Below are 12,986 nucleotides of genomic sequence, written 5' to 3'. Positions count from 1 at the left end.
GAACCTTTGGGCCCGCCTCAAAGAATGGCGTGCCGTCGCCACCCGCTACGAGAAGACCGCCCGATCCTTCATCGGCATCCTCTGCCTCGCAGCAGCCGCCGACTGGCTCAAGCTCTAACAGGCCCTAGCGCCGTCCAGCTATCGGTTAGCGCGTGGAGATCGTAGGCGTGCGGGCGCCGTGCCGGGAAGTGATCTAAAAAGGAGACCTGCATCCCCTCCTCTGCCTGCGTCTCGCAGGCCAGCGCGGTACCGGCCAAGCGCTCGCCCTGCCGCCGCACCAGGACACGGCAGGCGCCACAGACGCCCTGGCCCATGCAGCCGACATTCTCCGTCAGTGGCTGGCCGGCCGCCATCCAGGCCTGCAGCAGGGATGCTCCGGCTTCCGCCAGCAGAGGCTGTCCCTCAAAAACGAGGCTTATCTTTGATTCTGTGTCGATCTTGCTTCCGCTCAAAAGAGCCTCCTCGACTACATGCCGCACAAAGCCACACGGTGCGCCACCGATGCAGGGCTCGCTGAGGAAAGCCACTTCCGGGTGGGGCTACGATCCGCCTAGAGACTGTTATGGGTCAACAATAATACACTGAACTTATTTGGTTTCCCTCGCAAAGATCCGCTGTAGAGGTTCAGCAAAATCAGGCCTTCAGCGGCAGGTCTATAACAGCCTGCAGGAGAATGAATTTCTTCAGATCACAGAAAATTTCATGATGCAGTGAGAACAACACCTGAAGCCGGCAGAATATTTTGCTTGGTATACGGGCGGCGCTGCACTTGCCCTTGGCAGAGACGGTCTGGGTGCCCGGGTCCGGCAAGGGTTGAGGCGACACCGAGCGGGCGAACGACGGTACTGACGGCAGGAGAATTTACCTGTTACGCAATCCCATCAGTGAGCTACGGCTTGCCCGCTGCGCTGCATGGCTGCTGAAGCCACCGCCATCTGCCGCCCGACCGTGCATGCAGCTTATGGCGGCTGCATCTACGCCCTGGAGACAGCACCCTCTGATTCTCTGGAGATTCCCATGATCCTGATGTCACCTGCTGAACCAACATCGAACCGCAAGTTGATGTGGTTCGGCGTTGCGCTGCTGGCTTATCTGGCGGTGCTGATGCTGCCCACGCCGACGGGGCTGAGCGCCTCAGGGCAGGTGGCATTGGGGCTACTGGCCCTGGTGATCATCCTCTGGATCAGTGAATGTGTTTCTCCGGCGGCCAGCGCGGTCGTGCTCACCGGGATGGCGGTGCTGGGCCTGATGGGCAAGCCCCTGGCGGAGGGCGGCAGGGCGATGAGCTCGGCGGATGCGCTGGGGCAGATGCTTTCCGGCTTTTCTTCCTCCGCAGTGCTGCTCGTGGCCGGGGCGCTGTTTCTGGCGGTGGCCCTGAAACTGACAGGGCTGGACCGGCGCGTGGCGCTGCTGGTGATGTCTCGCGTCGGCATTTCCCCGGCGCGGCTGACGCTGGGTGCCATGATCGTCGGCTTCGTGCTGGCGCTCTTCATCCCCTCCGCCACGGCACGCGTCGGCGCGGTCATCCCGATCATGGTTGGGATCACCACCGCCCTCGGCCTGCCCGTGACGAGCAGCCTGGGCGCGACATTGATGATCGTGACGGCACAGGCCTGCTCCATCTTCAACATGGCGGTCAAGACCGGCGCGGCGCAGAACCTGATCAGCCTGAACTTCATGCAGGCCTCCTTCGGCCGCACCTTGACCTGGGGCGAATGGTTCATCACCGCTCTGCCCTTCACTCTGTCGATGTGTGCGGTGCTCTTTGTCGTCGCCCTGGTGCTGCTGCGGCCGCATGTGCCGCCGGTGGAGGAAGCGAAGCAGCGCCTGGCGGATGAGGTCGCGCAGCTCGGCCCCGTGACGCCCGCCGAGTGGCGGCTGATGCTGGTGGCACTGCTGCTGCTGGTGATGTGGTCCACCGAGGGTGTGCTGCACCCGCTGGATACCACGACGACCACCCAGCTGGGCATCGCGCTGCTGCTGATGCCGCGCATCGGCGTCATGACCTGGTCTCAGGCCGAGAAGCAGGTTCCCTGGGGCACAATCGTGCTCTTCGCCGCAGGCATCTCACTCGGCATCCTGCTCTCCCGCACCGGCGCCGCTTCCTGGCTGGCGGGCGTGACGCTGGGGCAGCTCGGTCTGGATGCGATGCCGGTCGCGCTGGTGGTAGGAGCGCTTTCCCTCTTCAGCATCCTGCTGCACCTGGGCTTCGCCTCGGCCACCGGGCTGGCAAGCACCTTGATCCCGATCATGATCGCCTTCGCCCAGACCCTGCCCTATGGGCAGGATACCGTCTTCGGCATCGTGATGATCCAGGCCATGGTGGTGTCCTTCGGCTTCATCCTGCCCACCAATGCGCCGCAGAATATGCTCTGCTATGCGACAGGCGCCTTTTCGACGCTGCAATTTGCGAAAGTCGGGATCCTGATTACGCTGGCGGGGCTGGCGCTTCTCGTCCTGTTCTCCGCAACCATCTGGCCGATGATGGGAGTTCTGTGATGCAAGGTAAGGTCGGAATCATCGGCGCCGGGCTGGTTGGCGCCGCCGCCGGCTACCTTTTGGCGAATGTGCCAGGTGTCAGCGAGATTGTGCTGCTGGACATGGACCAGACACGGGCGAGGTCGGAGGCCGCGGATATCGCCCATGCCGCTGCCTTCGGCAGCCCGGCCCTCATCCGGGCGGCCGGGGATTACGCCGATCTCGCAGGAGCGCAGGTTGTTGTGGTGACGGCCGGCACCAGCCTGAAGCCCGGCCAGACCCGGCTGGACCTGCTGGCGGCGAATGTCGGTGTCGTAGCCTCAGTGCTGGAACGGGTGCTGGCGGTGGTGCCGGATACGGTGCTGCTCTTCGCCACCAATCCGGTGGATGTAATGCCGGCGGTGGCAGTGCGGCACTTCGGCCTACCGCGTGGCCGCGCCATCGGCACCGGCTGCGCTCTGGATTCCGCCCGCTTCCGCGACCGCCTGGCGCGGCATCTGGGTGTCTCGCCCAGTTCGATCCATGCCAATGTCCTGGGCGAGCACGGCGATTCCGAGGTGCTGCACTGGAGTGGCGCGCAGATCGCCGGCATGCCGCTAGTCGATTTCGCCGCGAAGCTGGGCCACCCTCTGCCGCTTGAGTTACGGGAAGCCATGACAAAGGAGGTCAGGACCTCCGCCTACCGGATCAAGGAAGGCAAGGGCGTCTCGAATTTCGGCATCGGCGGCTGCATCGCACGGCTCACTCGGGCCATCGTGAACGACGAGCATGTGGTCTTCAGCGTCTCCACCTTCATGGAGGAGTTGTTGGGGGTGGAGGAGACCTGCGTTTCGTTGCCCCATGTGCTTTCCGCCCAGGGGGCCTCGGAGCCATTCCTGCCGCCACTCGACAGAGCGGAGGAAGCGGCGCTGCGGCACAGCGCCGGGGTGCTGCGTGAGGCGATCCGGGCCGGGCTCGGGGCGCTCCCACCCAAGGCCCTGGATAGCCGGGCATAAAGCAACCACGGACCACCGTGCTGCCCGAGCAACCGGGAGCGGGCAAGGAGCATGACCGGCATGGACGCGCAGCAGGACGGGGTCCAGCCCTACCGGCAGGCGGCAGCCGAGGTTCTGGCGGGCCTCGGCACGGATCCGCAGCGGGGCCTCTCAGAGGCGGAGGCGCAGCGGCGGCTGGCCCGGCATGGCCGCAACGAGCTGGCCGGCGAGAAGCCGGTCCCGGCCTGGCGCAAGCTCCTCGCCCAGTTCCAGGACATGCTGGTCATCCTGCTGCTGGCCGCCGCCCTCGTCTCCGCCACGCTCTGGCTGATCGAGCGCGACGCGGCGCTGCCCTACGAGGCCATGGCGATCCTGGCCGTGGTGCTGCTCAACGCCGCCATGGGCTATTTCCAGCGGGCGCGGGCCGAGCAGGCGGTGGCCGCGCTGCGCCAGATGTCGGCCGCCCAGGCCAGGGTGGCCCGGGACGGCGCGCAGCGGAGCATACCCGCGGCCGAGCTGGTGCCCGGCGACCTCATCCTGGTCGAGGAAGGCGATACCATCCCGGCGGATGCCCGGATCGTCCATTCCGCCGCCCTGCGGACCGCCGAGGCCGCGCTGACAGGCGAGAGCCTGCCTGTCCCGAAGCAGGCCGAGGCCCTGGCGGTGGAGGCCGGCCCGGGTGACCGGGCCAACATGCTCTTCAGCGGCACGGCCGCCGCCTACGGCCATGGCCGCGCGGTGGTCACGGCGACCGGCATGCGGACGGAGATGGGCCGCATCGCCGGCATGCTGAAATCGGCACCGGAGGAGAGGACGCCGCTGCAGCGGGAGCTGGACCGCGTCGGCCGCATGCTCGGGACGATCGTCATCGCCATCGCCGTGGTGATGGTGGGCACCATCCTCCTGGTGGAGGATGTGCGTGGCGCGCGGGCCATCTTCGACGTGCTGATCCTCGGCGTCGCCCTGGCCGTCGCGGCGGTGCCGGAAGGGCTGCCGGCGGTGGTCACGGCCGTGCTCTCCGTCGGCGTGCAGCGCATGGCCCGGCGCAAGGCCATCGTCCGCCACCTCGCCGCGGTGGAGACGCTGGGCTCGGCCGATGTCATCGCCTCCGACAAGACCGGCACGCTGACACGCAACGAGATGACGGTGCGCCGCGTCGTCACCGCGAGCGGCAGCGTGGAGGTGGAGGGGGCCGGCTACGCGCCCGTGGGCGGGGTGCGGGGCGTGGAGGGCGGTGCCGTCGAGGGCGGCCTGCGGACGGAACTGCTGCGCACCCTGTCGGCGGCCGAGCGCGCCAACAACGCCGTGCTGCAGGAGGCGGAGGACGGGCGCTGGACGGTGCAGGGAGACCCGACCGAGGGTGCGCTGATCGTCACCGCGCGCAAGGCGGGGCTGGACAGCGGGGCGCTGGAGGCGCGCTTCCCCCGCATCGGGGAAGTGCCCTTCTCATCCGAGCGCAAGCTCATGAGCACCCTGCACCGGGATGCCCGGCGCCAGGGCCGCCTGACCGCCTTCACCAAGGGCGCGCCGGACGTGCTGCTGGAGCGCTGCACGCACGAGCTGGTGGGCGAGGAGGCGCAGCCGCTGAGCGCCGAGCGCCGGGCCAGCATCCTGTGCGCCAACGAGGCGCTCGCCGGCCAGGCCCTGCGGACCCTTGGCGTCGCCTTCCGCTCCCTGCCGCAGGACGGCACCGCCCGGGAGCTTCTGGGCGAGGAGCTCGAGCAAGGGCTCGTCTTCCTCGGGCTGATCGGCATGATCGACCCGCCGCGCGAGGAGGCGAAGCTGGCCGTGGCGCGGGCCCGCGGTGCCGGCATCCGCCCCATCATGATCACCGGCGACCACCCCGGCACGGCGGCGGCGATCGCCCGCGAGCTGGGCATCGCCCATGACGCGGGCGTGGTGACGGGGACGGAGCTGCAGGCGATGCCGGATGACGCGCTGAGCCGCACCGTCCGCCAGGTCTCGGTCTATGCGCGGGTCAATCCGGAGCACAAGCTGCGCATCGTCCGCACGCTCCAGCGCCATGGCGCGACCATGGCGATGACCGGGGATGGCGTGAACGACGCGCCGGCGCTGAAGGCCGCCGATATCGGCGTGGCCATGGGCATCACCGGCACGGATGTCTCGAAGGAGGCGGCGGATATCGTGCTGGCCGACGACAACTTCGCCACGATCGTCGCCGCCGTGGAGGAAGGCCGCGCCATCTTCGCCAACATCCGCAAGTTCCTCCGCTACCTGCTGTCGTCGAATATCGGCGAGGTGGCGACGATGTTCTTCGGCGTGGTGCTGGCCGATCGCATCGGCCTGGCATCCACGGCGGGCGGCGCCGTGGCGCTGCCGCTGCTGGCGACACAGATCCTGTGGATCAACCTCGTCACGGATGGCGCGCCCGCCCTGGCGCTCGGCATGGATCCGGCCGATGCGGGCGCCATGTCCCGGCCGCCCCGTCCCCGCGGCGAGGGCGTCGTCACCCCCCGCATGTGGGCCGGCATCGTCTTCGTCGGCGCCATCATGGCGGCGGGGACGCTGCTCGTGCTCGACGCATCGCTCCCGGGCGGGATGATCGCGGGCTCAGGCGACCTGCCCTACGCGCAGACCATGGCTTTCACGACGCTGACCCTGTTCCAGCTCTTCAACGTCCTGAACGCGCGGTCCGACGAGGAAAGCGCCTTCCGCGGCCTCTTCGTCAATCCCTGGCTCTGGGCCGCCATCCTCTTCTCGCTGATGCTCCATGTCGCGGTGGTCCACCTGCCCTTCCTCCAGCAGGCCTTCTCCACCGTGCCGCTGAGCCTGAGCGACTGGCTGGTCTGCGTGGCCGCCGCAAGCTCGGTGCTCTGGCTGCGGGAGCTGAGCAAGCTGATGAGCCGGGCGAGGCTGGTGGCCCTGACCCGCTGAACCGGTCCGCCCAGGGTGCAATTTTTTCGGGCACTCTGATCCCTGGAACCACATGCTAGCCGCCTGCACAGCGCAGCCTTGCCACCCATGCTGCAACGTGGACTACAAATGACCATGACCGACCGCCAGGCAGACATACGGCCGCAACGCAGCCTGATGCGGGAGTGTGCGGGCGCCTGCGGCGATCTCGGCACCTTCGTGCCGCATGTGATCGGTGCCATGACCGTGGCGGGGCTCGCTCCGGCGGGGGTCCTCTTCGGCTTCGGCGTGTCCTTTGTCGCGGCCGGGTTGTTCTACGGCCTCCCCATGGCCGTCCAGCCCATGAAGGCGGTCTCCGCCGTCCTGCTGACGGGGCAGCTCAATCTCCAGGCCACGGCCGCCGCCGGGCTCGTCATCGGCGCCGTCCTGCTGGTCCTCGGTGCGACCGGCCTCATCGGCCGGGTGGCACGGCTCATCCCGCAGTCGGTGACCGCCGGACTGCAGCTCGGCCTCGGGCTGATGATGGGCTGGCTGGGCCTGACGATGGTGCTCCAGACGCCCTGGATCGGGTTTCCGGCCCTTGCCTTGCTGTTCGGTGTGCCGCGCCTCTGGCCACAGGCGCCGGTGGCACCCCTTGTCCTGATAGCAGCCGTCGCGGTGGGCCTCTCCACCGGCCTCACCCCCACCCCGGAGGTCGCCGGGTTCAGCCTGCACCTGCCCCGCTTGGTGCTGCCGGAGAGCTGGAGCGTGGTCTGGCAGGCCATAGAGATGGCGGCCCTTCCGCAGATGCCGCTCACTCTGACGAATGCCGTCATCGTCACCGCCGCCATCTGCCGCGATCTCTACCCGGACCGGGCCAACCGCGCGACGGTGCGCAACCTCGCCCTGACGTCTGGGGCCATGAACCTCCTGCTCGCCCCTTTCGGCGCCATGCCGATGTGCCACGGAGCCGGGGGCATCACCGCGCAACACCGCTTCGGGGCGCGCACGGGGCTGGCGCCGGTTCTCTTCGGGGCGGTCCTGCTGGTCCTGGCGCTCGGCTTCGCGGGCAGCGCTGCCGCCCTGTTCGCAACCATCCCCCTGAGCGCCGTCGGGGCGCTGCTGCTGGTCGCAGGAACCGACCTCGCCCTGTCGCGGCGCCTCTTCGATGCCCGTCCGGATTGCTGGCCCGTGATCGGCGTCACGGCTGTGGCGACGGCACTGTTCAACCCGGCCCTGGGCCTCATGGCGGGTTGGGGCATGGAGGTCATGCGGGGCACCGTGAAGCGGCTCCGCGCTCCCACGCAAGGCTGAGAGAGTGTTCCGCACCCCAGGAGCATTTCCAGGCGGCTGGTCTCCTGCTGCACAGGCCCGATAAATCACCTTAGGAATCAAAGGTATATGGTGAATTTCCACCCCGTATCGATTGATGCCTCTCAGGCGCATTTCGGGGCATCAGACATTTACGCTCCTGTCAGACGTTGACATTAAGTTGCATCCGCATTTTCTGCGCCAAGGCCAGAACCATGGAGCTTCCGTTGCGCCTCTTCCTGCGTGCAGCCCTTTGCATGCTGCTCCTGACCACCGCCGCAGCTGCGCAGGAACGGCCTCTGCGCGTGGTCGCTCCCTTTGAGATCCTCGGCCTCGAGCCTGCCCAGGCCGGGCACATCTTCCTGCGGATGGACGTGGCCGAGACCCTGGTCAGCTTCGACCGGCAGGGCCAGGCCGTGCCTGCCCTGGCGCAAGGCTGGACCCTGTCGGACGACCGCAAGGTCTGGCGCTTCACGCTGCGCGACAAGGCCCGCTTTCATGACGAGACGCCTGTGACCGCCGAGGCCGTCGTGGCCAGCCTGGAGCGATCGCGCGGCAAGGGCGGCGTGCTGAACCAGGTCGCACTGGACTCGATCTCCGCCGAGGATGGCACGGTCGTCATCCGCACGCGCGAGCCTTTCGCACCGCTGCCGGCCTTCCTGGCCAACTACTCCTCCATCATCCTCGCCCCCTCGTCGCTGGATGCGGCCGGCAATGTCACCCGCATCGTGGCCACCGGCCCCTACCGCGTAAGCCGCCTCGCGCCGCCGCTCAGCCTGGAGACGGAGCGTTCGCCCTCCTGGAGCGGGCCGGCGCCCGCCTTCACGCGCGCCTCCTATCTCTCAGTGGCGCAAGGGGAGAGCCGCGCCACCATGGCGGAAAGCGGCGAGGCGGACCTGGCCTTCACCCTGCCGCCCACCGCCATGCGCCGCCTCGCCGGCAATCCCCGGATCGCGCTGCGTTCCGAGCCGGTGCCGCGCACGCGGATCATGCTGGTCAATTCCGGCGACCCGCTGCTCTCCGACCCGCGGGCGCGGCGTGCCCTCAGCCTGGCGGTCGATCGCGCCGGCATGGCCGCCGGCATTCTGCGCAACCCCGCGGCCGCTGCCACGCAGCTCCTGCCGCCGGTGCTGGCCGGCTGGCATGACCCGAGCCTGCCGCCTCTGGCGCACGACCCCGCCGAGGCCCGCCGGCTGCTGGCGGAGCTGGGCTGGCGCCCCGGAGCCGACGGCATCCTCGTCCGCGACGGCCGCCGCTTCCGGCTCAGCCTGCGCACGGTGACCGTGTTCCCCGAGCTGCCCATCATGGCCACCGCAATCCAGGCGCAGCTGCGCGAGGTCGGCATCGAGGTGGATGTCCAGGCGGTCGGCGGCGCCGAAATTCCGGCGGCACACGCCGATGGCTCGCTGCAACTGGCGCTCGCCGCGCGTAACTACGCGCTGGTGCCCGAGCCGCTCGGTGTGCTGCAGGAGGATTTCGGCCCGAAGGGCGGCGTCTGGGGCGCGATGGGCTGGTCCTCCCCGGCCCTGCTCGACGCCTTCCGCAAGCTGAGCACGACCTTCGAGCCGGCGGAGCGCGAGGCGCCGCGCCGCCTCGTCACGCGGATCCTGCAGGAGGAGCTGCCGGTCATCCCGCTCTCCTGGCTGGACTACAATTTCGCGGTGAGCCAGCGCGTCACCGAGGTGCGCTTCGATCCCTACGAGCTCAGCTACGGGCTGCGCGACATCCGCCCCGCCCGATAGGAGTTCCGGGATGTTCGTCGCCCGGCTGCTGGCCGCGCGGGCGTTGCAGGCGGTTGCCGCGGCGCTGTGCGTCGGCTGCTTCAGCTTTCTGTTGATGCAGCTCCTGCCGGGCGACGTGGCTTTCCGCGTGGCGGCCTCGCGTTACAGCGCGGACCTGATGTCCATGCAACTCGCCGATGCGGTGCGGGGCACGCTGGGGCTCGACCGGCCCTGGCCACTGCGCCTGCTGGATTGGCTGCGGCAGGTCGCCGCGCTCGATTTCGGCCGCTCCCTGGTCAGCAACCGCCCGGTTCTGGTGGAGGTGGGCGAGCAGCTTGGGCGTTCCCTCGCCCTGGCCGGGCTGGCCCTGGCGATGACCGTGGCGCTGGCGCTGCCGGTCGGCATCCTTGCCGGCCTGTCGCCGGGCGGATGGTTCGACAGGCTGTCCCTGGGCGTGGCCACGCTGTGCCGCACCGTGCCGACCTATGCGCTCTGCATCGTGGCCACCGCGATCTTCGCGGTGCGGCTGGGCTGGTTTCCCTCCGCCGGCTTTTCTGGCTGGTCCTCCCTGGTGCTGCCGGCGGCCGTCCTCAGCCTCGGCATGGCGGCCGTCACCTCCCGCGTGATGCGTGACAGCCTGGCCCGGACGGAACGCACCGCCTATTTCCGCTACGGCCGGCAGAAGGGCCTGCCGGAGTGGCTGGTGGTGTGGCGGCACGGGCTGCGCAACGCGCTGATCCCCGTGGTGGCGGTGCTGGGCCAGCAGACCATGGTGCTGATCGAGGGCGTGGTGGTGGTGGAAACGCTGTTCGCTTTTCCCGGCATCGGCCAGGCGATCGTGCGCGCCGTTTTCTCCAGCGACGTGCCGATGATCCAGGGCACGGCCCTGGCGCTTGGCCTGATCTTCGTGGTTGTGAACACAATGGTCGATCTGGTCTGCCTCTGGCTGGACCCGCGGGCGCGGAGCGCCCGATGAGGCGGCCGGTGCTCCGCCGCATGGGTGCCGGCCGCTGGGTTGGGGCGGTTCTGCTCGCCGCCATCGCGGGTTTCGCACTTCTCGGCCCCTGGCTGATCGCGGCTGATCCGAACCGGCAGAACCTCTTCAATATCCTGGCGCCCTTCGGGGGCAGCGATCCGCTGGGCACGGACCAGCTCGGCCGCAGCATGCTGGCCCGGCTCGCCGCAGCCTCCCGCCTGTCGTTGTCGCTGGCGCTTGCGACGGTCGCCGGCGCCGCCGTGACGGGCGTCCTGCTCGGCCTGCTGGCCGCCGCGGGCGGCCGCCTGGCCGACCGCGCCCTCTCGCTGCTGGCCGATGGGATCCTGGCGCTGCCCAGCGTGCTGCTGGTGCTGCTGTTCGCCAGCCTGGGGCCGGGAAACTTCGTGTTCATCTACCTCGGCCTGGCGAGCTACCAGTGGGTCGAGTATTTCCGCGTCACCCGCTCGGTCGCCGCCTTCGAGCTGCGGCGGCCGCATGTCGAGGCGGCGCGGCTGAACGGCTTCTCGCGCCTCTACGTGGCGCGGCACCTGCTGTTGCCGCCGCTGGCACCGGTGCTGAGCACGCTGATGGCCTTCAACCTGGGCACCGCCATCTTCACCATCTCCGCCCTGTCGGTGATCGGCATCGGCCTCCGCCCGCCCGTGGCCGAATGGGGCACCATGACGATCGAGCTGCTCCCGTACTACGCCGAGGCGCCGTGGCACGCGCTGCTCCCTACCGCGATGGTGGCGCTGACCGTGCTGTCCCTCCACCTGCTGGCCGGGCGCGGCTCACGGTGACGCGGGGGCTGCGCGTCGAGCGGCTGGCGGTCCGGGGCGCCGGCGGACCCATCGTGCAGGAGGTGTCCTTCGCGGTGCAGCCGGGCGGCACCTTCACCCTGCTGGGCGAGAGCGGCTCGGGCAAGTCGTTGGTGCTGCACGCGCTGATGGGCACGCTGCCGGAGGAGCTGCAGGCCAGCGGCCGGGCCTTCTGGGGCGATACCGACCTGCTGGCGCTGCCGCAGCGCCAGCGCCGCGCCCTGTGGGGGCGGGAGCTCTGCCTGCTTCCGCAGGAGCCCTGGCTGGCGCTCGACCCCTCGATGCGCGCGGTGGAGCAGGTAAGCGAGGTGCATCGGTATGTCCGCAGGAAGGGCTTGGGGGCGGCGCGGCGTCTGGCGCTGGCGGGGCTGGCGGCGTTCGGCCTCGATGGCGCCAGCGGCCGGCGCTACCCGCACCAGCTCTCGGGCGGCATGTGCCAGCGCGTGGCACTCGCCACGGCCCAGGTGGGAGAGGGCGGACTTTTCCTGGCGGACGAGCCAACCAAGGGATTGGACGCCGATCGGGTGGAGGAGGTGGCCAGAGGCCTTCAGTCAGCCTCGGCTCAGGGCCAGACCACCATCGTGGTCACGCACGACCTCGCGCTGGCCGAGCGGCTCGGCGGCGAGGTGGCGGTGCTGCTCGAAGGCAGGCTTCTGGAGCAGGGGCCGGTCTCCCGTATCCTGACGGCACCCTCGCACGACTACACGCGCGCGCTGATCGGCGCCTTGCCGGCCAATTGGCCGGACCGGCCCCGGGCGAGTTCGGGAGGTAGCCCGGTGGTGGTGGGCAGAGGGCTTGCCAAGACCTACGAGGAACGGACTTTGTTCGCCGGGTTGGATCTCGAGGTGCCTGCTGGCGAGATCGTCTCCGTCACCGGCGCAAGCGGTTGTGGGAAGTCGACACTGGGTAACATCCTGCTGGGCTTGTGCCGCCCCGACCATGGCAAGGTATGGCATCAACCCGGCGTTGCGCGACACCGCTTCCAGAAGCTCTATCAGGACCCGCCCAGTTCCTTCGCGCCGCATCTGCCGGTGGGACGGGGCTATACCGATCTTGCAAAGCTGCACGAAATCTCCCTGGGCAGCCTCTCGCCCATCCTTGACCGGCTTGGCTTGGCAGGAAGCCTGCTCGAGCGGCTTCCGGGACAGCTATCCGGCGGCGAACTGCAGCGCTTGTCGCTGGCGCGCTCGCTTTTCCTCCGCCCTCTCTTTCTTTTTGCGGACGAGCCAAGTTCGCGCCTCGATCCCTTGGCACAGCAGCGGGTCATCCAGCTGCTCGACGAACTTGCCGAGGAAAAGCGCTTGGCTGTGCTTCTCGTGACCCATGACGAGGCTATCGCGGCAAAAATTTCTAATATTCGTTTGAGATTTTGAGGTTATATATTTCATCTTTTATGGATTTTTACTCTATCTGAGCCTTCTAGAGGCTGTTATGGACCTGCCGTTAGTGGCCTGATATTGCTGGCCTTCCGCGATGGACCTGCGTACGGAAGACCAAGTAAAATCAGCAGGTTATGAGAGGTCCATAACAGCCTCTAGAGCGGTTTTCGATCAGGCTGCATCGTATCCGGCGGCGGCGAAGTAGTTGGCGCATTCGGTGGGCGTGAAGGTGTCGATGATCTGGCCGATGGTGCTCCAGAGGCCTTCTACGCTGCGCTCGGCGGCCTTGCGGAGGCTGGCCTTCAGCTTGGCGAAGGCGTTTTCGATGGGGTTGAACTCGAGGCTGTAGGGCGGGAGATAAAGCAGGCTTGCCCCGGCGGCTTTGATTGCAGGCCTGACGCCCGCACCCTTGTGGCTGCCCAGGTTGTCCATGATGACGATGTCACCGGGCGCCAGTTCGGGTACCAGCACCTGAT

At 68.5% G+C, this 12,986-nt stretch carries 10 protein-coding genes and 1 pseudogene; 9 read left to right on the top strand and 2 right to left on the bottom strand.

Translation table 11 applies throughout. From position 1 onward, the window contains the following. Positions 1 to 118: pseudogene (locus tag CR165_RS23325) on the top strand (IS5-like element ISMex42 family transposase); the annotation flags it as partial. Here the strand turns inward: CR165_RS23325 and CR165_RS23320 are convergent. Further along, positions 108 to 452: a 2Fe-2S iron-sulfur cluster-binding protein gene (locus CR165_RS23320; protein ID WP_245906717.1), complete on the bottom strand. Its 345-nt coding sequence runs from the start codon at positions 450 to 452 to the stop codon at positions 108 to 110. The pseudogene CR165_RS23325 and the gene CR165_RS23320 sit on opposite strands and share 11 nt — an antisense overlap. Positions 453 to 1,017: 565 nt before the next feature. Here CR165_RS23320 and CR165_RS23315 point away from each other — a divergent pair. The 8 genes from CR165_RS23315 (at position 1,018) to CR165_RS23280 (ending at position 12,504) form a co-directional block, all read left to right on the top strand. After that, a complete protein-coding gene (locus tag CR165_RS23315) occupies positions 1,018 to 2,499 on the top strand; it encodes a DASS family sodium-coupled anion symporter (RefSeq protein WP_109519296.1) in 1,482 nt (493 codons plus the stop codon). Further along, positions 2,499 to 3,473, top strand: a complete 975-nt coding sequence (locus CR165_RS23310; protein ID WP_109519295.1) for a lactate/malate family dehydrogenase — start codon at positions 2,499 to 2,501, stop codon at positions 3,471 to 3,473. The genes CR165_RS23315 and CR165_RS23310 overlap by 1 nt, the downstream gene beginning before the upstream one ends. A gap of 51 nt (positions 3,474 to 3,524) precedes the next feature. After that, positions 3,525 to 6,347, top strand: coding sequence for a cation-translocating P-type ATPase (locus tag CR165_RS23305; RefSeq protein WP_219929846.1), 2,823 nt, complete (start codon positions 3,525 to 3,527; stop codon positions 6,345 to 6,347). Between the two features lie 108 nt (positions 6,348 to 6,455). Continuing rightward, positions 6,456 to 7,619 carry a molybdate transporter family protein gene (locus CR165_RS23300; RefSeq protein ID WP_181378342.1) on the top strand — a complete coding sequence of 388 codons (1,164 nt, stop codon included), beginning with the start codon at positions 6,456 to 6,458 and terminating at the stop codon, positions 7,617 to 7,619. Positions 7,620 to 7,921: 302 nt separating this feature from the next. Further along, positions 7,922 to 9,358, top strand: a complete 1,437-nt coding sequence (locus CR165_RS23295) for an ABC transporter substrate-binding protein (protein WP_245906715.1) — start codon at positions 7,922 to 7,924, stop codon at positions 9,356 to 9,358. A 10-nt stretch (positions 9,359 to 9,368) separates the two neighbouring features. Continuing rightward, the gene (locus CR165_RS23290) at positions 9,369 to 10,313 is read left to right on the top strand and encodes an ABC transporter permease (protein ID WP_109519292.1); all 945 of its coding nucleotides are present in this window, start codon (positions 9,369 to 9,371) and stop codon (positions 10,311 to 10,313) included. Then, positions 10,310 to 11,113 (top strand): ABC transporter permease, encoded by an 804-nt coding sequence (locus tag CR165_RS23285; RefSeq protein ID WP_109519291.1) that lies wholly within the window; start codon positions 10,310 to 10,312, stop codon positions 11,111 to 11,113. The genes CR165_RS23290 and CR165_RS23285 overlap by 4 nt, the downstream gene beginning before the upstream one ends. Next, positions 11,110 to 12,504: an ABC transporter ATP-binding protein gene (locus CR165_RS23280; protein ID WP_109519290.1), complete on the top strand. Its 1,395-nt coding sequence runs from the start codon at positions 11,110 to 11,112 to the stop codon at positions 12,502 to 12,504. Before CR165_RS23285 ends, CR165_RS23280 begins: the two co-directional genes overlap by 4 nt. A 177-nt stretch (positions 12,505 to 12,681) precedes the next feature. On the opposite strand, the gene CR165_RS23275 is transcribed toward CR165_RS23280, so the two are convergent. Beyond that, a partial coding sequence (locus CR165_RS23275) for a transposase (protein ID WP_181378341.1) occupies positions 12,682 to 12,986 on the bottom strand: 305 nt, incomplete at its 5' end.

Origin of the sequence: Teichococcus aestuarii, from assembly GCF_003116135.1 — a bacterium.
Lineage (GTDB): Bacteria > Pseudomonadota > Alphaproteobacteria > Acetobacterales > Acetobacteraceae > Pseudoroseomonas > Pseudoroseomonas aestuarii.
The sequence above is the reverse complement of the archived record's forward strand: the minus strand, read 5'-3'. Positions and strand labels throughout refer to the sequence as shown.